The organism is Oceanobacillus sp. FSL W7-1293, from assembly GCF_037969815.1.
Classification (GTDB): Bacteria; Bacillota; Bacilli; order Bacillales; family Amphibacillaceae; genus Oceanobacillus; species Oceanobacillus oncorhynchi.
Window position 1 is genome coordinate 1,519,099 of the sequence record NZ_CP150212.1, and the last position, 23,853, is coordinate 1,542,951.

Sequence of the window (23,853 nt, forward strand, 5' to 3'; positions counted from 1 at the left end):
TATTTTGCGATGAGCTGATTTGCGTAAGCCGAGAGACAACGTACGATATGCAGATGTGAACTGCATGTTCTTTCGCCGCAAATTTCGAAAAGAAAGGCATCCGTATCTCATACGGATGCCTTTCTTCGTACTATCTCGCTCTTTTAAAAGCCTGACTTTGATCAGCTAAATGAAGTTTTCGGAGCAGCTGACGAAGCGGCTCCCGAATAAGTAAATAGACGCCTATGGAAATAAATATTGCAGCTAAACCATATAAAAATCCGGCAAGCACATCTGTAGGGAAATGTACTCCTAAATAAATTCTTGTAAATAATATAAAACCAATCCAAGCAAGTGTGATAAAGCCGATAATTATTTTTTTCCATATTTGATAAACTGCAAGAATAAGTACCATCCCGATAAAACCATAAAAAATCGTTGTAGCTGTGGCATGTCCGCTCGGGAAGCTTTCGTTTGTTTTTTCAATAAGTTGTAAGAAGTTAGGACGATCACGGTCAACGATTTTCTTTAATACTTTTCCGCCGATTGCTGCGCAGACAAGAATCGTACCGCCGAACCATAATCCTTCTGCAAATTTACGCTTGAAAAAGAGGACAATACAAATAATAATTGTCATGGCGATAACAGCTTTCATGCTTCCCAGTTCTGTCATAAACATAATAAAGGCTGTTTTTCCTTCAGAAATTGTTCCCTGAATCCGCTCAATCCATGATAAATCAAAGGAACGGATCCAATTGCTTTCAAAATATACACTCCAGGCGATGACGCCGAATAATAATAGAAATATAATCCCTGCCAATAAAAAAGAAGCAAGAGTTAATCTTTGAGACTTCAAAACGCTAACCTTCTTTCTCTCTCTATTTACAATTCCCTATTTAAATTAATTGTCAAATTTTCATTGTACATAATAACAAGCTTTTTTGCATGGAAATAAACAAAAAGTTATGTTTAATCTTTTAGAGAGAAAGGAAAAGATACATAAAGGTTAATTTTTATTTTGTTAACAGTAAAGATTAGGGAGGAAATAAGGATGACACAAGAACAATTAATACTACAAGAGCGTCCAAATGGGCTGCCGGATGAAAATACATTTCAATTTAAAAAGGCAGAAATCGGTAAACCTTCAGAAGAAGAGCTGCTGCTTAAAACGTTGTATGTATCGGTTGACCCCTATATGCGCGGGAGAATGTCTGATGGTCCATCCTACGCAGCTCCTTTTGAAGTAGGGGAACCATTAAAGGGCGCAACAGTAAGCCAGGTGGTCGAATCCAACAGCAGTAATTTTGAAAAGGGCGACCTGGTAACTGGTACGCTCGATTTTCAGGAATACAATGTGGTCAAAAATGATAAGGTGAGAAAGGTAACTACAAAAGGAATGAGTCCATCAAGCGCTCTAAGCGTGTTGGGAATGCCTGCACTCACCGCCTATTTCGGCATGATGCATATTGGCGAGCCAAAAAAGGGAGAGACCGTTGTTGTATCGGGGGCAGCAGGAGCTGTCGGACAAATCGCGGGACAGCTGGCTAAGAAAGAAGGAGCACGAGTTGTAGGAATCGTCGGATCAGAGAAAAAAGCTGCTTATATTACAGAAACACTCGGGCTTGACGCAGCTGTTGAATATAAAAAAGGAAATGTCAGCGGGCAGTTGAAAGAAACATGTCCAGATGGAATTGACGTCTATTATGAGAATGTCGGCGGTGAAATTTCAGATGCTGTCTGGCCGTTATTAAATGTGTTCGCCCGTGTACCTGTATGCGGCGCGATTTCTGCCTATAATTTAGAAGAAGGAGAGAAAGATATTGGCCTGCGCGTGCAGCAATTCCTTATTAAATCACGTGTGAAAATGCAGGGCTTGCTGGTAGGCGACTTTGCCGACCAATATGATGAAGCCTATCAGGCATTGGAAGAAGCAGTTTCAAATGGTGAATTGAAGTTTGAAGAGACCATTCAGGAAGGATTCCATGCGATTCCAGATGCGTTTTTAGGACTATTTTCCGGAGATAATATAGGGAAGCAGCTGGTAAAAGTTGCTGATGCAGAATAAGTTTACAGAGAAAGCCGCTTGATTCATATGTTCTGAATAAGCGGCTTCTTTTAAAAAACTAGATTTGTTGAGAAGAAGTAATGATGGAAATGCTATCATGTTTTTCGGGCTGGATTTCTGATTTAATGGAGAAGGGCTGCTATGAATACTTTTAAACATAAACGTTATTGGATACTTATGCCGCCGTCTTTACTCATATCTATTTCTTTAATTATCTTTATACCAGATAATAAAAGGACCCTCTATGCGTTTTTAGTCATCGCTTTATTTTGGATTGTGTATTACATGGACGTATTATGCAAAGAAAAACAGCAGGAAGAAGTCAGATAGTCGATAAGAGCATTATTATAAATTGGAAGTTTCTGAGAAAACATATTAACATGTGTCTATAAAAAGCCTTCTGTTAAAAAATATAATCTAAATAATCTCCATGCCCTCGGACGAGCTCTGTTTCGTTTTTGGAAGAAATCCAAAAGTAATGGAAGGTCAGCCCTTTTTCTTCCCCGCCGCCTGTTGGCTGATATTCCCATTCATTAAGAGTTTCTGTTACATATATCTCATAAAAAAACCTATGATGAACCGCCCCATCATTATTTTTCCAAAAATCTTCTGCAATCAATGCTCCGACTTTAAACTTTTTCAAACCTGTTTCTTCGTTCATTTCTCTAATGACCGCATGAATCGTGTCTTCTCCTTTTTTCACTGTCCCTTTGGGTATCTGTATTCCAGCTGCTGGGTTAGAATGCCGGAATACAAGTACCTATTTTGTTGTCCTTCCACCTTGTTATATATCCGTATACTTTTTTGATTGGATTCAAAATTATACACACCTCGTTTATTAAGACTTCTAATTGAATTCCTTCTAGCTTCTTTATTTAATATATCATATCCCAATCAGAGAGGAATCTTCATCAATTTGATTTAAGCCCAGTTGTTTTAAAGTGACAAGGTGTCGCCTTGAAAGTTGACATTAAATTATTTATCAAATAACATTAATCAAGTCTAGATGCGACAAAGTGTCATAATTTTAGAGGAGGGGGATTATGCCGAAACAGACTTTTTACAATTTGCCGAAAGAAAAACAGGATAATTTACTTGCTGCAGCTAAAAAAGAGTTTTCGAATAAGCCGTTAAATAAAGCATCCGTTTCAAATATTATTAAGAATGCAGACATACCAAGAGGAAGTTTTTATCAGTATTTTGATGGAAAGGAGGATGCTTTTTATTTCTTATTAGAAAAACAGATGAAAGTGAACAGTGAGGAATTTATTGCTATTCTGAAGAAAAATAGCGGTGATTTATTTGAAGCATTTATGGAGACCTTTCAAAAAATGCAAAAAGAATTTCAGGTGCAAAAAAATCGTGATTTTTTTAGAAATGTATTTTTAAATATGGACTACCAGATGGAGAATAAAATTCTTAGTGATTTTAGTGAATCCCGGTTTGGGAAGCCTTTTTTGGAAATTGTAACAGCTATTGATAAGGAAAAATTGAATATTTCCAATGATGAGGAAGTTATTCATATCATGGAAATTATTATGGCGGTAACCTTCCACAATTTAATGAAGCATTTTGCCAAACATAATACATTCGAAGACGCTATGAATAACTATCGGTTTGAAATGAATTTACTTAAAAAAGGATTATACAAGGGAGATGAACAAGGATAAGCGGTGAAAATTCCTGAACACAAGCTAACATTGTTTTTTTGATTCCTTTGTCTCCGTTTAGCTTGAACAGGACAAAAAAATTGAACAAGTGAATTTAAAAAGAAAACATACTATTACAAGAAGGTGTACGATTTGAAGAAGATTATTAATTTCTCCCTTAATAATAAATTTGCCATATGGATTCTTACGATTATGGTAGTTATTACAGGGTTATTTGCAGGCTTAAATATGAAACAAGAAACAATGCCTGATATTACAATGCCGAATGTCTCTGTTATGACGACTTATCCTGGAGCGGCTCCAGATGAGATTGTTAATGAGGTAACCGAACCGATTGAACAGCGAGTACAAAATTTAGAAGGGGTAGAAAATGTTACTTCCTCTTCTATGGCAAATATGTCATCCGTTCAATTAGAATTTGACTTTGATAAGGATATGGATAAGGCGGCAGAGGAAGTAACAGAAGTGCTGTCTGATCTTTCGTTGCCTGAAGGAGCAGATGATCCGGAGGTTTCCAGGTTAAGTATCAATGCACTGCCGGTAATGGCTTTAAGCATTAGTGACAATGCGCATAGTTTAGAAGAATTGACCAATAGCGTCGAGCAGGATGTTGTACCAGCCCTGGAAGGCATCGAAGGGGTTTCCGATGTTCAAGTTACTGGACAGCAGATGAACGAGGTTAATATCGAATTTGATGAAGAAGCATTAAATGAATATGGACTGGACCAAGATACGATTGAACAAATTATTCAAGGATCTGATATTACATTTCCACTTGGATTAACCACGTTTGATAAAGACGTAAAAAATGTGGTTATCGATGGAGATATTGCTTCAGTGGACGATTTAAAGGAGCTTGAGATTCCGGCAGTACCATCTGGTGATGCTGGCGGACAACAAGACATGATGCCTCCTGAAGGAATGCCGGAACAGGATGGACAAGCACAAGATATGGATCCATCTGCAGAAATGCCAGACCAAGAGGCAGCTGGTGATGAGATGCCAGATCAAGCTGAGGCAGGACAGCAGTTACCGGCGGAAATGGCAACCGTACAGCTTGGCGAACTTGCAGATATTGAAGTGGTTGGTGAAGCAGAATCTATTTCCCGGACGAATGGGGAGGACTCCATTGGTATTCAAATCGTGAAAAGTGCCGATGCGAATACGGTAGATGTGGTAAATGGAGTGAAAGCTGAAGCAGAAACATTTGAAGATGAATTAGGACTTACGGTAACATCTACATTTGACCAGGGAGAACCGATTGAAGAATCAGTGAATACCATGCTGAGCAAGGCTCTCTTTGGAATTATTTTTGCTGTCGTTATAATTCTGCTATTTTTAAGAAGTATCAAAACGACATTGATTTCCATTATTTCTATTCCATTATCTTTATTAATGGCTTTATTCCTGTTACAGCAAATGGATATTACCTTGAACATTTTAACGCTGGGGGCGTTGACCGTAGCTATCGGAAGGGTTATCGATGATTCCATTGTTGTTATGGAAAACATCTACCGGAGAATGGCTTTACCGGGTGAAAAGCTGCGCGGAAAAGATTTGATACGTGAAGCAACCAGACAGATGTTTGTTCCAATCTTTTCTTCAACAGTTGTAACCATAGCTGTATTCCTGCCGCTAGGTTTAGTCAGCGGACAGGTCGGAGAATTATTTATGCCGTTTGCACTTGCTGTTGTCTTTGCGCTTGCTGCCTCTTTACTCGTTGCAGTAACCGTGGTGCCAATGCTTGCTCATTCATTATATAAAAAGCAATTAAACAGTAAGACAGTTGAAGAAACTGACGGACATGAAGAGAAGCCAAATAAGTTAGCACGTTTTTATAAGCGTATATTAAATTGGGTCTTAGATCATAAATTAGTTACTTTTGGCGGTTCTGTTCTTGTGCTTGTACTCAGTTTATTCCTTTTGCCGGTTATTGGCGTAAGCTTCCTGCCGGATGAGGAACAAAAAATGATCATGGCTACGTATAGTCCTGAACCAGGAGAAACACAAGAAGAAGCAGAAGAAGCGGCAAGTAATGCAGAAAGCTTCTTAAGTGACCGGGAAGGTGTCACTACGTATCAGTATTCACTTGGCGGCGGCAACCCGATGACGAGTATGATGGGGGCGGGCGGAGATAATTCCGCATTGTTCTTTATTGAGTATGATGATGATTTTGAGAATTTCAGTGAAGAGCCTGCTAAAGTGATTGACGCGCTGAATGAAGATACGGAAAACGGCGAATGGAAGAGTATGGACTTTGCCAGCATGGGCAGTGGATTAGAGCTGTATGTTTTCGGTGATAATCTGGAGGATATCCAAAGTGCTTCTAATCAGGTTTTACCTATTTTAGAAAACAACAACGATTTAGAGAAAGCTGAATCCAGTATGTCTGAAGCATATGACCAATACACACTTGTAGCAGATCAGGAAAAATTAAGCCAATATGGTCTGACAGCAGCTCAAATTGGCATGAATCTAAGTGATGCTGGTGATGCGCCGGTTCTTACTACCGTGAAACATGACGGGGAAGACGTTAATGTCTATGTAGAGACAGAAGAAAGAGAATATAATTCCATAGATGATTTAACGGATATTGAGATTCCAACTCCATTAGGAACAACTGTTACAGTTGGAGAAGTGATGGATGTAAAAGAGGAAAAATCACCGGATACCATTGACCGCAGAGATGGCAAAATGTATGCATCTCTTACAGCGGATATAAGCACAAATGATGCTGGCGCAGTGTCTAGTGAAGTAGAAGAGCAAATCAGCGAATTAGGCCTGCCGAGTGGTGTGAGTGTAGAATTTGGCGGGGTAACAGAAGAAATCAATGATTCCTTTACACAGCTTGGGCTTGCAATGCTGGCAGCTATAGCGATTGTTTACTTTGTACTTGTTGTTACCTTTGGCGGAGCATTGGCGCCATTTGCAATTCTATTCTCCCTGCCATTTACAGTAATAGGAAGCTTAGTTGCGTTATGGATTGCTAGCGAGCCACTTAGTGTTTCTGCAATGATTGGTGCACTGATGCTGATTGGTATTGTGGTAACCAATGCTGTTGTATTGATTGACCGCGTTATCCATCAGGAGAAGGAAGGACTTTCTACCAGAGAAGCATTACTGGAAGCTGGTTCGACAAGGCTTCGTCCAATTCTGATGACAGCTCTTGCGACAGTTGGAGCGCTTATCCCGCTTGCAATTGGAGCAGAAGGCGGCGGTCTCATTTCCAAAGGCCTTGGTGTTACGGTTATTGGCGGTTTAACAAGCTCTACACTGTTAACACTTGTTATTGTACCGATTGTTTATGAAGTACTTGCTAAATTTCGTAAAAAAGAAATAAAATAATCAATATAAACAGGGCAGCCCATATGAGCTGCCCTGTTTATATTGATTTGTTTGATTACATATTTGCTTCTTTTTCAACGTTATCAACAAAATCTTTTGCCTCTTTTAAGCCAAATCCCGTTTGTTCCCGAACGTATTTTGTAGCTTTAATTTTCCCTGCCCCTGATTGAAGCATCTCTTGTACTTTTTCTTGAAGCTCTGTATCAATGGAAGGATTCATTTTATAATTTCCCTCAACGAAATCCTTTGCCTCCTTCAACCCCAGTCCGGTTTCTATACGGACAAACTTGATCAATTTAATTTTATCCTCACCTGCTTCAAGTCTTTGCTGAATTTCGGGTAGAATTTCTTCTGGAGATTGCAGCTCTTTCCTTTGTCCATTAGTGGATTTATCTCTATTTCGTAACGTTAACAGGTAAATAACAGCAACAGCAATAACAGCAATCAGAATAATTTCCATGGACATGTCAGTTACCTCCATTGTTTTTTTCATTTATCATAACATAAAACGAAACTCTCGCTGAGTAAATTTTCATTTTATAACGTATTCAAATAATAAAGTAAGCAATAATAGAAAGAAAAACAGATGTAACAGTCACTGCCAGCAACGGTTTTAAAGCCTTTGACCGCAAGTCTTTCAGGTTGACATTCAATCCAAGCCCGACCATAGCTACTGTCAATATCCATGTGGTTGCTGCGGAGATTCCTTCCATCATATTTTCAGATATAGGGATGGTGTGTCCAAGCACATAGCTGCCAATAAGGCTCATCAGGATAAAACCAAGCAGAAACCATGGAAAATCAACCTTATTTTGTGTTTGAGAACCGCTTGTTTTGATTTTCATTATATAAATAAGAATAAAACAAAGAGGAATAAGTAAAAATACACGTCCTAATTTAGCAAGTAATGCAATGGCTAATGCATCTTCTCCAGCCGGATCTGCTGCAATAGCAACATGGGCAAGCTCATGCAGGCTGATTCCCGACCAAATTCCATAATCCAAAGCGGTTAATGGTAAGACAGGACGCAATAATGAATATCCAAGTGCGAAGACAGTGCCCATCATTGCAATAATCCCGACGCTGATAGCAGTATCTTCATCCTTTGTCTTCATAATTGGTGCTGCAGCTGCAATGGCGGCAGCACCGCAAACTCCTGTCCCGATTCCGAGCAGAAGCGAAATATTTTTATCTGCTTTGCATACCTTGCCAAGCCAGATCATCACACTGATTGCAAACAGAATAATAAACGCATCACGTACAAGGAGTCCGAGCCCATCATGCAATATGGTATCGATGTTTAGTTTTAATCCATACAAAATGATAGCGAAGCGGAGCAGATTTTTAGATGAAAACGTAATTCCAGAACGCAGCGCTTCCGGATAACCAAAAAATTGTCTGTAAATGATGGCGATAATGATAGCACAGGCGAGCTGCCCAGCATGGTTAAAGCCAGGAACTTTTGCTAAGAAGAACCCGAGCAAGGCAATAAAAAAGGTAAATCCAATACCGCCAATCCAGTTTTTTGCAGAATTTAAACGCTGTCGTTTTATTCGATGTGATGCTTGTGAAGTCATAAAAGCACCTCCTTCTTATAGCATAGCCAACATAAATGCATAAGGAAAATAATTTATTATAATAAACAGGATAAGTAAATTGTTATAATAGAAATGAGAGGAAAGAGGGTGAAGGGATGGATAAGCATTTGCAAATATTTATAACCGTTGCAGAAAAGCAGAGTTTTTCCAAAGCGGCGGAGGAGCATTACATGACCCAGCCGGCGGTCAGTCAATATATTCGTACATTGGAGGAGAGTGCAGGCATACGGTTATTGGAACGCAGCAACAAATATGTTCGTTTAAATAAAGCTGGAGAAATTGTTTATCATTATGGGAAGGAAATACTGGGCTTATATACAACCATGCAGCATTTAGTGGATGATTTGATGAATCGAGCGAATGGACCCTTAGCCATTGGAGCAAGCTACACTTTTGGGGAATATGTTTTACCAAGGATTATTGCTGACCTGCTGGAAATACATCCGGATATCGAACCAGCTGTGACGATTGGGAATACTGCTGAAATAGCGGATTTGGTTGCAACGCATCAACTGGATGTAGGAATAATAGAAGGAGAATTTAACAGGAAGGACATGATGATTGAGGAATTAGCAGAAGATAAAATGGTTATCGTTGCTTCGGCAGAAAATAAGCTGTTCCATCAAAAAACGAAAATCGAGCTGAGTGACTTAGCAAATGAAACATGGGTTGTGCGCGAACATGGTTCAGGTACGAGAGCGGCGACGGAAAACTTTTTTCAAAAGGCTGGCATTCACCCTGCCCGGTTGATGCAATTTAGCAGTACCCAATCAATCAAAGAATCTGTTGCGTCTGGATTAGGCATTACGCTGCTTTCGAAATGGGCGATTCAAAAGGAAGTAAAATATGGTGATTTAAAGATAGTGCCTATGGAAGGGTTTCCTTTTACGCGTGCGTTTTCTATTATTACGAAATCGCCATTCCAAACGAAAACCTTAGAGATTTTTATAGAGCAATTGCGGGGCAGTAAATTGCTGCGGATAGTTTAGCTTATTGCAGGTATATTTAAATCGATTCATTCAACTAAATATTCAATGAGAGATACAAAACATCCCCTTGATGAAAGTTTCCCTTTAAGGAGCCATACTGGCAAAAGTATGGCTCTTTTTAAATAAATTATTCACTTATGAATACTCCCGCGACTTCATTTCTAAAAAATTTGAAGTGTGGGTTTCTGGGGTGTCGACTTTCAAGATGACGATTAACCGCCAGTGGAGCTGACACATCGGTGTGCTAAAAACACCCAACCTCGCTAGCCCATTGGTCCTGCCTCCTGAAATTACGTTTCAGCCTATATGAGGTTCACATGTTTGTGTGTCCTGGCTGCCATGTTTGGCTTGAACATTTTACGTGGCAAAGCAACGATTCTCGCCACAACCTGCTATGTTTAGTTTTCAAAGAGCGTCTTTCAAGAACATTACACCATGCAAACTTATGTTCGTAAATGCAAAAAGGCAATTCACCTCCCACCTACTCATTGGGTTTCACCCTGAACATTCCGACGTACAAATGTTTTCGATGGGGTGAGTAATCGCAACCCCAGGACGTTACGACGTTAGCCTGCCTTGAGGTTGGGGATCCTCTCGTCTAATTATAATAGAACTGAGTAGTTGACAAAAAACCAAACGGTCAATTATAATATGTCAGTGACTTGATAGTACTAATTTGACTTAGTGGTCATATGGATGAAAGAAAGCTAACAGTAATATGATCTAGTTGTTTTTAGGAACAGGGATATCAGAAAGCAAAAATGCGGAAGAGATGTGTTTTAAAAAGGGGATAAATAATGGATAAAAAAGAAGAAATTATGCAATCCGCGATTCATCTTTTTTCTAAAAAAGGATATGCTGCCACATCGGTTCAGGAAATTGCTAATGACTGCAGAATTTCCAAAGGAACATTATATAATTTTTTTGATTCGAAGGAAGACTTATTGATACAGGTTATCCGGCATAATCATCGGAAAATGCTGGAGCAGGCTGAAAATCTCAATCTGGATGCCACCCTGCCTCCGAAAGAAAAGCTGATTCAAAAGGTGGTTGTACAGTTTGACGGGATTCGTGAAAATAAAGATTACTTGAGTATGTTACTGACAGCATTGCCTCCGCATGACAATCCGAAAATTTCTTTGCTTATGAAACGAATCCGAATCACGATGATGAATTGGTATAAGGATTGCTTTATGGAGGCTTATGGAAGCCAAGTAGAGCCGTACATCTGGGATCTGGCACTGATGTTTCAGGGGACATTAAAAGAGTATACTTCTTTGATTTTTCGAGATCACAAGGAGCTTGATTTTGAAGATGTTGCCCGTTTTGTCGTGGAGCGGTTTGATACGATCGTACAAAATACAACAGAGGCAGAACCTGTGTTGACACCTTTGGAAATGAAAGAATACGAGGCTTTTCAAGCAGACTTAGAACCGAAATCTCCAGAACAGCAAATCAATCAGCTTTTGGAAGAACTGGAGAAAAAAATAAAGAAATTGGCGCTGTATGATGAGGAAAAAGAAGAGTATGCTGCAGCCGTGCAATCTTTACAAGCAGAAATCCATGAAAAGAAACCCAGAACGTTTTTAGTTAAATCATTACTTTTGTTTTTAGCTGAGATAGAAGAATGTCAGCCGCTTGTGCATCGGATAGAAGTATTTTTAAAAACATTGCAGACCGTGTAGCCGTTTTTTAAAAGTGAAGTAAATAAGAAGAAAGGATTGGAATGTGATTTTTTTAACATTCTTTTTCTTTCGTTATGCGGAATAAGTGAAGTGAAGCTGTATCTTCCAAATCAATGACTGGAATTAGTTGAAAAAAGAATAGTAGAAGAAATAGGAGATGAGAAAGTATTATGGCTGAATCAACAATGAACAATATAAAAAAAGGGCCCATTCTTGCTGTTATCATTCTGGGCGCATTTGTATCGCTCTTGAATCAGACATTGATGAATGTAGCATTGCCTTCGATAATGGAGGATTTAGATATCGTAGAAAGTACAGCACAGTGGATTACGACAGGATTTATGCTGGTTAATGGGGTGCTTATTCCGATTACGGCATTTTTTATGGAGAAATTTTCGACAAGACAGCTGTTTTTAACAGCAATTAGCTTATTTGCGCTGGGAACATTAATTTGCGGGATTGCACCAGATTTCCCTATATTGATGGCCGGACGTATTATTCAGGCAGTCGGCGCAGGGATTATTATGCCGCTGTTAACAACTGTGGTTCTGGCACTGTTCCCGGTTGAAAAACGCGGAGGAGCGATGGGGGTTATTGGTATTGCGATTATCTTCGCGCCAGCGGTCGGCCCGACATTATCCGGCTTTGTAGTAGAACATTACTCATGGAGATTACTGTTCTATATCATTTTCCCAATTGCTGTTTTAACAATTATTCTTGGAGCTGTTTTCTTGAAAAATGTTACCAAACAGACCTTCCCGGATATTGATGTAATAGCGGTTATTCTATCTACCCTCGGGTTTGGCGGAATTCTATATGGCTTTAGTACAGCCGGAACAAACGGATGGACAGATGCAACAGTAATCACCGGATTAGTCGTCGGCTTTGTTGGATTAATTTTATTTGTGTTACGTGAATTAAAGGCAGATGTCCCTATGTTGGATTTCCGGGTGTTCAAGGATCGTATTTTTTCTCTGACCACGGTGATTAATATAGCAATTACGGTAGCTATGTTTGCTCCAATGCTGCTGATTCCGCTATATTTACAAAATGTCTTAGGTGTCAGCCCGATGAACTCCGGTTTGATGTTGATGCCGGGAGCGATCGTAATGGGGATTATGTCGCCGATTACTGGTAAGGTATTTGATCGAATTGGTGCACGCCCGCTTGCTGTTTTCGGTTTAGCGATAACTGTCGTAACAACGTATTTATTTACACAGCTTACCGATACAACAAGCTATTCGTACCTGATTGTTATTTACACCATTCGTATGTTCGGCATGTCCATGATTATGATGCCTATTATGACGGCTGGATTAAATCAACTGCCGCAAAGGCTTCATCCGCATGGTACAGCAATGGTTAACACTGTACGTTCTGTAGCAGGAGCAATTGGGACCGCGTTTTTAGTAACAGTTATGACGAACCAGGCTAAAAACAGTATAGAAGGTATTATTGCAGATAATCATTTTAATCCTGCAAACCAGCAAGATATGCTCCATGCAGCTAACCTTGCACAGGTACAGGGAATCAATGATGCCTTTATGGTATCTACGGTATTTGCAGTTATCGGGTTGATTTTGTCATTCTTTATTAAACGAGGCAGAACAACGCAGGAAGAACAACCGGAGTTGCAACAGGATAATCTTGTACAGGAAAAAGCATAATCTATATAGAACCAGGGTGCTGTTCGAAAAATGAACAGCACCCTGGTTTTAATTTAGGAAAAAATGTTTCTTATAATAAAGAATTTTCTTCATAAAAAAATGGATAAGATAATTATCCAATCCATTTTAGAAGCTGTATGTATTTTTTGTTTTTCCTGCATAAAGGGTTACAAAAATACTTGCAATACTTAAAATCGTGCCGATGATTGCTGTAATCGTAACAGCCGCACCCGTCGATGCAAAAAAGCTTCCCAAAATAAGCCCGGTAAAAGAAATGGCAATCAAGGCTTGATAAATTGCTGAAATAGTTCTTACCACCACATGATGGAAGAATGATAAAAGAAAGGGCGGTAAAAATAACACGACGACCATCCCTATGGAAATAAATAAACCGCCAAGATCATCATAGGAAATGGTATTGGGACCTGTCGGCTGTCGCGCAGCTAATAAAATACAGACGATTGCACTTAATAATGTCAGAGCAATCATCAGAATCTTTTTTGACATGGTAAAACTCCTTTCTCTGTTTTAATATAACATATTTTTTAAAAAATTCGATGGTTCAGCTTCGGTTGATTTTTAGTTAAATAATGGAAACTTTTAAGCAGAGGAAACAATTATTTAAACGCATTGCTTAACAGGACTGCTATAAACCTTTGTCCAGAAAAAATATAAAAATCTTTCTCCAAAAGGGATAAAAATGTAATGCAAAGGAAAGGTATCATTGTATTCATTTAAACAATGGCATATTAGGAGGAGATAAAAAAATGAATCAGAACGGAGCGGATTATGAATATATTCCGGCTACATCTGTGAACAGCGGTGCCGGGACAGAAGTTTTGCCAGACATCTATTGTCATACCATCCAAATTGTTAATATTTGTTTCGTACAAGACCCAGAAACAAAAAGCGTTGTATTGATTGACGCAGGTATGCCGAAATCAGCAGATAAAATTATAGCTGTGACAGAGGAACGTTTTGGCAAGAACAGCAGGCCAAAAGCAATTATTTTAACACATGGTCATTTTGATCATGTGGGAGGACTGGTTGATTTAGTGAAGCATTGGAATGTCCCAGTCTATGCCCATAAGCTGGAGCTTCCATTTCTGACCGGAAAAAAGAGTTATCCTGAGCCGGATCCGAGTGTGGAGGGCGGGCTGGTTGCTAAAGCGTCTTCCATGTTTCCTAATGAGCCCATTGACATTGGAAGCAGTATAGTGGAGCTCCCGGCTGATGGAAGTGTGCCAGAGATGCCTGGCTGTAAATGGATACACACCCCCGGACACTCTCCGGGACATGTTTCCTTATATAGAGAATCCGATCGAATGCTGATTGCTGGAGATGCTTTTATTACTGTGAAACAGGATTCCTTGTATAAAGTGATGGTACAGGAGAGAGAAATACACGGACCGCCCCGATATTTCACAACAGATTGGGAAGCAGCAAAGAAATCGGTTCAAACGCTGGAAGCCTTAAAACCTGCAATCGCAATAACAGGGCACGGAGAACCAATGTATGAAGAGGAACTGTCTGAAGGACTGAAGAAATTAGTAAAAACATTTGATCAGACAGCTGTTCCTGATTTCGGGAGATATGTCGACGGTGAACAGAAATAGCGCAGATGGCTTATTAGAGAATGAAATACGGTTATTATAAAAAGATTGCTGGATTATATAAATCAGCAATCTTTTTATATGACCATCTCATCTTTCTGGCTGAACAAAAAGCAGAAGCAGTTCAAATTTGAAAATATACAACAGTGTCGTTATAATGAAATAAACGACACTGTTGTATATTTTATTGATTAAAATCGAGGTGATTCGATGCCTAAAGTAAGTGAGGCTTATAAGCAAGAAAAGAGAAGAAATTTGGTTTTGGCTGCGAAAGGGGTCTTTATCAAGAAAGGCTATGTGCAGACATCGATGCAGGATATCATGGATGAAGCTGGTGTATCGAGGGGGGCAATATACAGTTATTTTAATAATCTGGATCATATTTTTTTGGAAGTGCTAAGAGAAGACGATCAAAGGGATGTGCAGTTTTTTGAAGTGTCAGATGATGAACGGATTTGGCCCCAGCTCCAGCGCTGGCTGGAAAGGCAGCAGCAGGTTATTGAAAATATCCATCAGTCTTTGCTTCGGGCAAAAGCGGAATTCTTTTTAACCGCGCAACAGCATAAAGACGATTTTTCTTATGTATCCCAGCGTTACGATGAAATAACGGAAGCGATAGAAGAAGTATTAAGAACGGGTAATCAAAATAAAGAATTTCAGCTGCAGCAGCGGCCAGAGCGGATTTCCAGATATATGATTTCTTTTTTAAATGGACTGATGCTCGATACTTTTCAGCTGGGAAACAAACAAACGAAAGTACGGGAACAATTATCCATTCTGCGCTTTACTTTGGAAAAATTAGTATATAAGGAGTGATTGTTTGTTATTTGAATCAGCAAGGCTTCAATTGAGAAAGATGACCAAAGAGGATACAGAGCTTTATCACAAATGGAGAAATGATGTAGAGGTCATGCATTCAACCAGTCCTGCTTTAGATGTATATCCAATAAAAGCTACCGAGGATTTTGTAGAGTATGCTATTTTAAAATCAGACACGTCAAAAGGGTATATGATGGTTGATAAGCAAAAGGATAAGGCCATTGGGATTGTCTCCCTCATTCACATAGATCATAAAAACCGGAACGCAGAATGTATAATTGATATTGGCGAGAAAGCATATTGGGGAAAGGGCTACGGGGCAGAAGGAATGGAATTGCTGCTTGATTATGCTTTTCTTGAACTGAATCTGCACCGGATATCCTTACGGGTGTTTTCCTTTAATGAGCGGGCAATCCATCTGTATAAGAAGCTTGGTTTTGAATTGGAAGGGAAAAGCAGAGAGGCTCTATTTCGGGACGGGAAGTGGTACGATATGATTCATATGGGAATTTTGCAAAAAGAATATGTTGAGAGAAAAAAGATAGTGTAGAAGTTCGTTAAAAATCAGGAGCGAGAAGCTGAAATTCTGCTCCTGGTTTTTAATTGTTTTTATAATTGAGGCGGCTGCTCAACTGGCTGGTAGATAGATGCTATCGTCTGAATGGCATGATCCGGTGCGGCCATTAATGGGTAATAGCCTTTTTTTGTCATATACTGCCAAACCTCGTAAGCATGGTGATTGCTGTTCAAAAAGGCATGTTCCAAAAACGTTCTTAAATCCGGGTTAGCGCATTCTACAGAAGCATTACCATAATTTTTGGCTGAACTCTTCTGATTAAGCAGATAAGCTGTAGCAATTTCACGGTCGGTATGCTGCTGTACTTCTGTTCGCGGCGTTGCAGCAGGAAATTCTGAAACGGGAGCCTGCGTATAAGAGGCTAACATCGGATTTATCTGAGCAGGCTGAAATTTTGTAATATCCGGTGTTGTTTCGCTTTGAACAAATTCTACTTTTAGATTATAGTCTTGTACATGTAACGGGAAGTGCCTTTGTAATAAACCCTTCAATTCAGGGTCTTGGGCTTGATTGATAAAGCCTGCCATGCAAGATATTGTATTATAACACCCTGCAATCAGCTCACTTAACTCATGTAATTCATGGGAGGCTAATTTCATGGGAACCACTCCTTATTTTTCTATTTCTCTTATGCTTTGCCGTTAGACTTAATTTATACTTTCAGGCGTTGACGGGAAAAACTTGCGAAAATATCAAGCCGAAATAGTTTTTTATTTGTTTTTGTCTTTTTTAGCATGAAATTCTTCACTTATTTCTGTTTGCAAGCTATCCGAATGAATGTGTTTCTCCTCCCTCTCTACATAATCAAACACAAAATTACGCAAATATCGATGATAAAAAAGTTCACTTATCGTAATTAGAAAAGCAGCTATTAATGCCGCTCCATCCACAGAAAGTGCATTATCATACAGTAAAGCGCCGATTCCCCAGATGCCGATATAAGCAAGTGCAAAATCACCTACTGCTGCTGCTATGTTCCCGATCCGGGGAAGAATCAGCATATCACCTGCAAATGCAACGGCAGTTAAAATCAAACTGGTCATCATCAAGCTGCTGAAAGAAATTTGAAAAATCAAACCTAAAGTGACCCATAATATTCCTGTTGTCAGAGCAAATTTAATGAAGAATGCCAAAACGTATTTCATCTAATCACCTACCTTTCAATTTTTATTATCGGAGTCTCATTCATCAGAAAAATCTCCTGCTCGATGAAGTTTGCCATTATTAATAACTGTATTTTGCTCTCTAATCCTAGTGTTTATGCAGTAACTCTGTATATTTCATAACACGTACAGCTTATTTGTCTGAGTCATAGTGTTTCTTTTATTGTGATTCAGTTGGTTTAGAATTTGCTCGAACGTGGTATATTAAACCAATTCGTTTTATATTCTGTCATTTTTAGCAGAATTTTCTTAAATTTGATGCGCCATTTTTTTTAATACCCCTTTAAAATTATTGGCTTGCTGATTATCGGAATATTAATTTCGTTGAATTTGAAAACTATAGATCGGCAGATTCCTGCTATATAACGGGTTTGATTAGGTGAATGATTCGATATCCGTTTTCTTGTGTGTGCCTTCATCAAGGTCAACTTATGGGCAGTGCATCAATTGGATAAATTCTCCTTTGTTACTTTTTTCTGCGAATGAAGCGTAAGAAGGGATTTGAAAAACGACAATCCTATAAAAATTGATATAATAGATTAGAAAGTCTTGAAATATAGCAGAAGTAATCGACATAAATTTTATAAAATTACAATACATTACATTTGAAAGTCAGTTTAGTCACACAGATTACAAATAGAATAAAAAAAAGATTTTTTCTTAGTAACACTTATTTTTTTTGTTAAAATGTCTAACGTGCTGTCAAAGTGTGTCTAAACATGACAGCTGATGATTGCGAAATGAAATTCTGCGATTTTCATGATTTGATGAATGATAAAGGAAGGGTATAGTTATGTTATTGATTCCAATTGTGCTCGTTATTGTACTGGTTATCGGTATCCTGGAGTGGAATTCGCATAAAAAGCATGTGAATGCTTTGCCGATTCGGGTGAATGTGAATGGAATCCGTGGGAAATCAACAGTAACGCGGCTGATTACAGGTATTATTAAAGAAGCAGGATATAAGACCATCGGGAAAACGACTGGTACTTCAGCAAGGATGATTTATTGGAATACGCCGGAGGAAGAGCCTATTGTTCGACGTCCCGAGGGCCCGAATATCCGTGAACAGAAAATCGTTGTGAAAAAAGCAGCCGATTTGGGCGCCGAGGCGTTGGTAAGTGAGTGTATGGCGGTCAACCCGGATTATCAAATTGTTTTTCAGGAGAAGCTGCTCCAAGCGAATATTGGTGTAATTGTTAATGTGCTGGAAGACCATATGGATGTCATGGGGCCAACATTAGATGAGATTGCCGAAGCCTTTACAGCGACGATTCCGCATAATGGGCATTTAATTATCTCGGAAGGTCCTTATGTAGAGTATTTTAAACAAGAAGCAGCGAAAAGAAACACGAAAGTGATCGTTGCCGATAACAGCAAAATTCCGGATGCATATTTACGCAAATTCGATTATATGATCTTCCCGGAAAATGCTTCGCTCGCTTTAGCAGTTGCGGAAGCATTGGATATTGATGAAGAAACAGCATTTCGCGGAATGCTTAAGGCGCAGCCGGATCCGGGCGCGATGTGGATTAAGCAGGTGAGCCATGAGGATTCCGAAACTTATTTCGTTAACGGTTTTGCGGCCAATGACTCTGTTTCTACCATTAACATTTGGAAGAATGTAGCGTCATTAGGATATCCCGCGAAGAACCCGATTATCGTAATGAACTGCCGGGCAGACCGTGTGGACCGGACCATTCAATTTGTGGATGATGTATTGCCGCACCTGCCGATGCATGTGCTTGTATTGATTGGGGAAAAGGCAGACCCGATTAAGAATGCTGTAAAATCTGGCAAACTGGAAGTTAATCAAGTAATGGATCTTCAAGGAAAATCAACGGATGAAATCTATGAAACATTAATCGAGATATCATCAGATAATATGATTTATGGAATAGGGAATATCCACGGTGCTGCCGAACCATTAGTTGAAAAATTCCATGCCGGCACAGAAACAGAGAAATAGGAGGATCATAGAATGTTTGGCTCAGATTTATATATTGCACTCGTGCTTGGAGTTATTCTAAGCTTACTTTTTTCAGAGAAAACTGGCATTGTTCCGGCAGGACTGGTTGTGCCTGGATATTTAGCACTGGTTTTTGACCAGCCTATCTTTATTGCCGTTATTTTTGGTATCAGTCTTTTAACATATGTTATTGTGACATACGGACTTTCACGCATTGTCCTGCTTTATGGACGCAGAAAATTTGCTGCTATGTTATCCGTAGGAATTGTGTTGAAGCTGCTCCTCGATTTCACCTATCCGGTGCTCCCGTTTGAAATATTGGAGTTTAGAGGGATTGGGGTTATTGTACCCGGTCTTATCGCCAATACCATTCAAAAACAAGGAGCCATTATTACTATCGGAAGTTCGCTTCTATTAGGTGGACTTACTTTTGTTATTTTAAGCGTTTATTACATCATATAGGAAGGGTTAATATGTCTAAAAAATTAACATATCAAGAAAAAATATTACGGATGGGGAAACGTCATAAAAAATCTGCCGGTAAACATGTGGCCATCGGTTTAGCTGTTGTTGTTGTCTTCATTATCGGACATAAAATTTTCTTTTCACCAGATGTAGCACAGGTTGAAAGCAGAGATGATTCAGAGCTGACAGCTACTTTTGTCGGTGACATCATGTTTGGCCGTCACGTGGAAGATGTGACAGAGAGATACGGAGTAACCTATCCATTTGAAAAAGTGAAGCCTTTCTTTGACAATGCGGATTATGTGTCTGGTAATTTTGAGAATCCGATTTTATTGCAAGATGAAGATAATTATGAGCAAATAGATAAACGAATTCATCTACATACGGGTGAAGAGGCAGCTCAAGCTTTAGCAGAAATGAATTTTACCATGCTCAATCTGGCTAATAACCATATGATGGATTATGGCGCAGAAGGACTGACTGATACGATTTCGGCACTTGATAGTGCAGGTTTAGCCCATGTTGGTGCCGGGGAAAATGTAGAAGAAGCAACAGCTGTTGATTATCAGGACGTGAATGGAATAAGAATTGCAACACTTGGTTATACAGATGCGCTTGTAGAGGGCTTCTCAGCGCTTGGTTACCGGGCAGGCGTAGCCCGTTCGTTGCCGGATAATATTTTTCCAATGATTGAAGAAGCGAAGCAAGAGGCAGACCTTGTTTTTGTGAACATGCACTGGGGGGTTGAGTATGATAATCAGCCGCACCCGAGACAGACCGAGTTAGCAAGGGCAATGATTGATGCCGGCGCAGATGCAATTATTGGACATCACTCGCACGTGTTATCAGAAGTGGAAAAATATAAAGATGGTGTTATTTTTTACGGACTGGGCAACTTTGTTTTTGACCAGGGCTGGTCCAGGACAAAGGATAGTGCGATTGTGCAGTATGATCTATTAAGCGACGGGACAGGCAGGTTTGAGATTACGCCGCTGCGTATAGATGGAGCACAGCCTTACGTAACAGAAAACAAATATAACCAAATGAAAATTCATATGCAATTAATGAATAATCAGCCGGAAGAGAATTTTGAAAAAGAAGATGGGAAGCTGATTCTGGAAGTGGATCATTCTGATGTTTTAGAAGGAAGGAGTTCTGATAATGGGCAATAAAAAACTTATGATTATATTGGGAGTTATTGTCGTAGCAGGGCTGGTATTTGTTTATGCTCAGCAAGGAATGTTTGAATCGGATACGACAACGACCGATTATGGTGTCGAACAATCGGAGACAATCAATTCGTCAGAAGGATATGGTGTGAGCGCTTCGCATCCATTAGCAGTAGAAGCAGGGAATAAAGTATTGGAAGAAGGCGGGAACGCAGCGGATGCGGCAGTAGTCGTTTCCTACGTGCTTGGCGTTGTAGAGCCCTATGGTTCAGGTATCGGCGGCGGCGGAGAGATGCTTGTCTACCCGCATGATGCAGAGGAGCCTACCGTTTATGAGTACCGTGAAACGGCACCAGAATCAGGTGCAGAGCCGGAAACCTTTGCTATTCCAGGTTTAGTAAGGGGAATGGAGGATCTCAATAAGGATTTAGGTACGATGGATATGCAGGATCTGATCCAGCCGGCAATCGATTATGCAGAAGAAGGGTTTCAAGTTGACGGACATTTGGTAGACCGGCTTAGTAAAGGCTCTTACCGGATGAATGTTCCAGAGCTGGAACAATTTTTCCCGGATAATGACATATTAGAAGCGGGCGATACATTGGTGCAGACTGAATTAGCAGATACTTTACGTCAAATTCAGGAAGGCGGAGCGGATGCTTTTTATAACGGACCAATTGCAGACCAAATCTTAGAACATGAGGAAACAATAACGGCGGAGGATTTAAGCGGTTATACCGCAGAAACGACGGAAGCTGCGCACGGCACCTTTGCCGGATATGATGTGTATTCTGCGCCGCCGCCGTTAGCAGGAGTGACACTGATTCAGTCTCTGCAAATGGCGGAGCAGTTAAATATTGGGTCGACGGAGAATAATCAAAGAGATTATATGCATCTGATTGGAGAAATTTCCAAACGGTCCTATGATGACCGCGTTGAAAATGTGGGGGACAGATTCTTTACGGATGCGATGTCTGCTGATGAACTGACATCACCTGAGCATACACAGCAGATGGCGGACACGATTTCACTCGATGAATTATCCGAGGACTATGAAGTGAATGATTCGGTATCCGATGAGGAAGACCACGATAATACGACACATTTTGTCATTGTCGACCAAGATGGTACAATGGTATCAGCAACGCATACCTTAGGGAATTTCTTTGGCTCCGGTGACGATGTAGGCGGGTTTTTCATGAATAACCAAATGGAAAACTTCAGTCAAAGGGATGAGTCATTAAATAGTATTGAGCCAGGGAAAACACCAAGAAGCTTCACGAGCCCAACCATTTTGACAAATGGTGACCGGATGATCGGAATTGGCTCGCCAGGCGGTAAGAGGATCCCGATGGTGATGACACAAGTGCTCGTGAAATATTTGATGTTTGATGAAACGCTTGAAGATGCCGTCGGGGATGATAGATTTTACATTGAAGATAATGATATTTTCACAGAAGGCGAGTTAGATACCGATATTCAATCAGGTCTGAGGGCCCGGGGCTATGAAATCTACAATCAAACGGAACACGATTTTTATGGAGGAATTCAGGCACTTGTTATCGATGATGAATCTAATTCCATTTATGGTGTGGCAGATGAACGGAGAAACGGTATAGTGCAAGTCAAAGATTAATCTAACAGGAGGAAGGTAAAGTGAAAAAAATAATTACTGGCATTACGCCAATTTTGCTGCTTGTTCTTGCTTTAACATTCATGACTAATTACAAACAATGGGACGACCTGTCTGACACAGAACGATATCAAATCCGAAATTATGTTGCGGCGGCGGAAGCGGCAGATTCTGAGTCTGCAGATGCTCCAGAAGAAGAACAGGCTGAAAATAACGTTGCCAGCGCAAATAATGACGAAAATGATGAAGAGCAAGATGAAGAAGATGATGAGCAGGATGAAAGCAATAACGTAGATGCTTCTAGCGCCGAGGAATAAAATGATAGAAAAAGAGGTTCATATATTGAGCCTCTTTTTTTTATGCGCAATGAATAACCCATCATATTCGTTTTATGTATTTTAAAGGTGCGGTTTATTCGGGCAATTAGAAGGTTGCTAATTAATTATATCTTTTTTATTTAAAAGGATATTCAGAGAGTGTTAGCTTATCTTTACCATCAGAAAGCAGTTTGCCGCCTTTTCGGAAAGAATAAATATAAAAGGAAATGTATAGATATACATTAGTTGTATTTTATAGTATGATAGAAAATATTTTCTTTTTGGGAGGAACGAAAGATATGGCATTATTTTTTACATATGTGATAGCAGGACTTGCTATTGCGATGCCAGTGGGAGCGATTACCATTGAAATGACAAAGCAGGGTCTAAAAAATGGGTTTATGCATGGCTGGGCTGTAGGATTAGGCGGAATGACAATCGATTTTGTTTTGATTGCTGCGCTTTATTTAGGTTTAGCATCTATTCTGCAATTACCTTTTATACAAATCCCTATGTGGCTGGTCGGCGCAGTCTTTTTATTTCTGATTGGTTATGAATCGATTAAAAATGCTGATAGTGATATTACATTGGCAGGGGAAAAACCTGCTAAATCCATACGCTCCTCCTACCGAAATGGATTTCTTGTGGCTATTTCGCCAGGAAATGTTGTGTTTTGGCTGAGTGTTTTTGGAGCTGTTTTAAGTAACACATATAATCCAGAGCAGCCATCCAATTTCTTACTTATTGCTGCTGGGATTTTAACAGGAATTTTACTGCATGATATCGGTTTGCTGGCGATTGTAGCTACAACGCGAAAAGTAATGAACCGGGCAATGATCAAAGGATTTTCTATTATTGCCGGTATCGTACTAATTGGTTTTTCCGGGTATTTTGTTTATGAATTTTTTAAGGTTATAACAGATATGATTTAAGTCAGCGGCTGGCCTGATTAAACTAGATTGATAGCGGAATTATTGTACTTCAAGCCGAATTGCATCGTAAAGAAAGCCTTTTTTGATTTATAGGCTTTCTTTTCTAGTGTATGGATATCCATCTTTACTTTCTTTGAAAATCAAACCCTGCCTTTTATTATTTAAGCTTGGGGCAGAAGTCAAAGATAGGATAAGCGT

Annotated in this window: 23 protein-coding genes; 16 read left to right on the forward strand and 7 right to left on the reverse strand. The window is 39.6% G+C overall.

What is annotated here, in order from left to right; translation table 11 throughout:
- Window positions 1-130: 130 nt before the first annotated feature.
- Window positions 131-835 (reverse strand): phosphatase PAP2 family protein, encoded by a 705-nt coding sequence (locus MKY65_RS07575; RefSeq protein WP_339183720.1) that lies wholly within the window; start codon window positions 833-835, stop codon window positions 131-133.
- A gap of 195 nt (window positions 836-1,030) precedes the next feature.
- Here MKY65_RS07575 and MKY65_RS07580 point away from each other — a divergent pair, with 195 nt between their 5' ends.
- Complete coding sequence (locus MKY65_RS07580; RefSeq protein ID WP_339183722.1) at window positions 1,031-2,044, forward strand: NADP-dependent oxidoreductase; 1,014 nt, start codon at window positions 1,031-1,033, stop codon at window positions 2,042-2,044.
- A gap of 141 nt (window positions 2,045-2,185) precedes the next feature.
- Complete coding sequence (locus MKY65_RS07585) at window positions 2,186-2,374, forward strand: hypothetical protein (RefSeq protein WP_339183723.1); 189 nt, start codon at window positions 2,186-2,188, stop codon at window positions 2,372-2,374.
- Between the two features lie 73 nt (window positions 2,375-2,447).
- On the opposite strand, the gene MKY65_RS07590 is transcribed toward MKY65_RS07585, so the two are convergent.
- A complete protein-coding gene (locus tag MKY65_RS07590) occupies window positions 2,448-2,747 on the reverse strand; it encodes an NUDIX domain-containing protein (RefSeq protein WP_339183725.1) in 300 nt (99 codons plus the stop codon).
- Window positions 2,748-3,087: 340 nt separating this feature from the next.
- On the opposite strand from MKY65_RS07590, the gene MKY65_RS07595 reads away from it, so the two are divergent.
- Window positions 3,088-3,714, forward strand: coding sequence for a TetR family transcriptional regulator (locus tag MKY65_RS07595; protein WP_339183726.1), 627 nt, complete (start codon window positions 3,088-3,090; stop codon window positions 3,712-3,714).
- Between the two features lie 132 nt (window positions 3,715-3,846).
- On the forward strand, window positions 3,847-7,059 hold the full coding sequence (locus tag MKY65_RS07600; protein WP_339183728.1) for an efflux RND transporter permease subunit: 3,213 nt from the start codon (window positions 3,847-3,849) through the stop codon (window positions 7,057-7,059).
- 55 nt (window positions 7,060-7,114) lie between these two features.
- On the opposite strand, the gene MKY65_RS07605 is transcribed toward MKY65_RS07600, so the two are convergent.
- Together MKY65_RS07605 and MKY65_RS07610 are read right to left on the reverse strand one after the other, a co-directional pair.
- Window positions 7,115-7,525 (reverse strand): ribosomal protein L7/L12, encoded by a 411-nt coding sequence (locus tag MKY65_RS07605; RefSeq protein WP_339183729.1) that lies wholly within the window; start codon window positions 7,523-7,525, stop codon window positions 7,115-7,117.
- Between the two features lie 82 nt (window positions 7,526-7,607).
- The gene (locus tag MKY65_RS07610; RefSeq protein WP_339183731.1) at window positions 7,608-8,636 is read right to left on the reverse strand and encodes a putative sulfate exporter family transporter; all 1,029 of its coding nucleotides are present in this window, start codon (window positions 8,634-8,636) and stop codon (window positions 7,608-7,610) included.
- Window positions 8,637-8,752: 116 nt separating this feature from the next.
- Here MKY65_RS07610 and MKY65_RS07615 point away from each other — a divergent pair, with 116 nt between their 5' ends.
- The 3 genes from MKY65_RS07615 (at window position 8,753) to MKY65_RS07625 (ending at window position 12,998) form a co-directional block, all read left to right on the forward strand.
- Complete coding sequence (locus MKY65_RS07615; protein WP_339183732.1) at window positions 8,753-9,646, forward strand: LysR family transcriptional regulator; 894 nt, start codon at window positions 8,753-8,755, stop codon at window positions 9,644-9,646.
- Window positions 9,647-10,443: 797 nt separating this feature from the next.
- Window positions 10,444-11,331: a TetR/AcrR family transcriptional regulator gene (locus MKY65_RS07620; protein ID WP_339183734.1), complete on the forward strand. Its 888-nt coding sequence runs from the start codon at window positions 10,444-10,446 to the stop codon at window positions 11,329-11,331.
- 170 nt (window positions 11,332-11,501) lie between these two features.
- Complete coding sequence (locus MKY65_RS07625; RefSeq protein ID WP_339183735.1) at window positions 11,502-12,998, forward strand: DHA2 family efflux MFS transporter permease subunit; 1,497 nt, start codon at window positions 11,502-11,504, stop codon at window positions 12,996-12,998.
- Window positions 12,999-13,124: 126 nt separating this feature from the next.
- Here the strand turns inward: MKY65_RS07625 and MKY65_RS07630 are convergent, their stop codons facing one another.
- Entirely contained in the window at window positions 13,125-13,505 is a 381-nt protein-coding gene (locus MKY65_RS07630; RefSeq protein ID WP_339183737.1) for a hypothetical protein, read from the reverse strand.
- Window positions 13,506-13,765: 260 nt separating this feature from the next.
- Between MKY65_RS07630 and MKY65_RS07635 the strand changes: the two genes are divergently transcribed.
- The 3 genes from MKY65_RS07635 (at window position 13,766) to MKY65_RS07645 (ending at window position 15,980) form a co-directional block, all read left to right on the forward strand.
- The gene (locus MKY65_RS07635; RefSeq protein WP_339183738.1) at window positions 13,766-14,614 is read left to right on the forward strand and encodes an MBL fold metallo-hydrolase; all 849 of its coding nucleotides are present in this window, start codon (window positions 13,766-13,768) and stop codon (window positions 14,612-14,614) included.
- Between the two features lie 207 nt (window positions 14,615-14,821).
- On the forward strand, window positions 14,822-15,427 hold the full coding sequence (locus MKY65_RS07640; protein ID WP_339183739.1) for a TetR family transcriptional regulator: 606 nt from the start codon (window positions 14,822-14,824) through the stop codon (window positions 15,425-15,427).
- A 4-nt stretch (window positions 15,428-15,431) separates the two neighbouring features.
- Window positions 15,432-15,980 (forward strand): GNAT family protein, encoded by a 549-nt coding sequence (locus tag MKY65_RS07645; protein WP_339183740.1) that lies wholly within the window; start codon window positions 15,432-15,434, stop codon window positions 15,978-15,980.
- Window positions 15,981-16,039: 59 nt separating this feature from the next.
- On the opposite strand, the gene MKY65_RS07650 is transcribed toward MKY65_RS07645, so the two are convergent.
- A complete protein-coding gene (locus MKY65_RS07650) occupies window positions 16,040-16,606 on the reverse strand; it encodes a spore coat protein (protein ID WP_339183741.1) in 567 nt (188 codons plus the stop codon).
- Between the two features lie 111 nt (window positions 16,607-16,717).
- Complete coding sequence (locus tag MKY65_RS07655; protein WP_339183742.1) at window positions 16,718-17,152, reverse strand: YndM family protein; 435 nt, start codon at window positions 17,150-17,152, stop codon at window positions 16,718-16,720.
- An 811-nt stretch (window positions 17,153-17,963) separates the two neighbouring features.
- Here MKY65_RS07655 and pgsB point away from each other — a divergent pair.
- From pgsB to MKY65_RS07685, 6 genes are all read left to right on the forward strand, one after another.
- Complete coding sequence (gene pgsB / locus MKY65_RS07660) at window positions 17,964-19,139, forward strand: poly-gamma-glutamate synthase PgsB (RefSeq protein WP_339183744.1); 1,176 nt, start codon at window positions 17,964-17,966, stop codon at window positions 19,137-19,139.
- Window positions 19,140-19,151: 12 nt separating this feature from the next.
- Window positions 19,152-19,601: a poly-gamma-glutamate biosynthesis protein PgsC gene (pgsC, locus tag MKY65_RS07665; protein WP_339183745.1), complete on the forward strand. Its 450-nt coding sequence runs from the start codon at window positions 19,152-19,154 to the stop codon at window positions 19,599-19,601.
- An 11-nt stretch (window positions 19,602-19,612) separates the two neighbouring features.
- Window positions 19,613-20,776: a CapA family protein gene (locus MKY65_RS07670; RefSeq protein ID WP_339183746.1), complete on the forward strand. Its 1,164-nt coding sequence runs from the start codon at window positions 19,613-19,615 to the stop codon at window positions 20,774-20,776.
- The gene (locus MKY65_RS07675; protein WP_339183748.1) at window positions 20,766-22,409 is read left to right on the forward strand and encodes a gamma-glutamyltransferase; all 1,644 of its coding nucleotides are present in this window, start codon (window positions 20,766-20,768) and stop codon (window positions 22,407-22,409) included. Before MKY65_RS07670 ends, MKY65_RS07675 begins: the two co-directional genes overlap by 11 nt.
- A 20-nt stretch (window positions 22,410-22,429) precedes the next feature.
- On the forward strand, window positions 22,430-22,723 hold the full coding sequence (locus tag MKY65_RS07680; RefSeq protein WP_339183750.1) for a hypothetical protein: 294 nt from the start codon (window positions 22,430-22,432) through the stop codon (window positions 22,721-22,723).
- A 299-nt stretch (window positions 22,724-23,022) separates the two neighbouring features.
- Window positions 23,023-23,655: a LysE family transporter gene (locus MKY65_RS07685; protein WP_339183753.1), complete on the forward strand. Its 633-nt coding sequence runs from the start codon at window positions 23,023-23,025 to the stop codon at window positions 23,653-23,655.
- The last annotated feature ends 198 nt before the right edge of the window (window positions 23,656-23,853 follow it).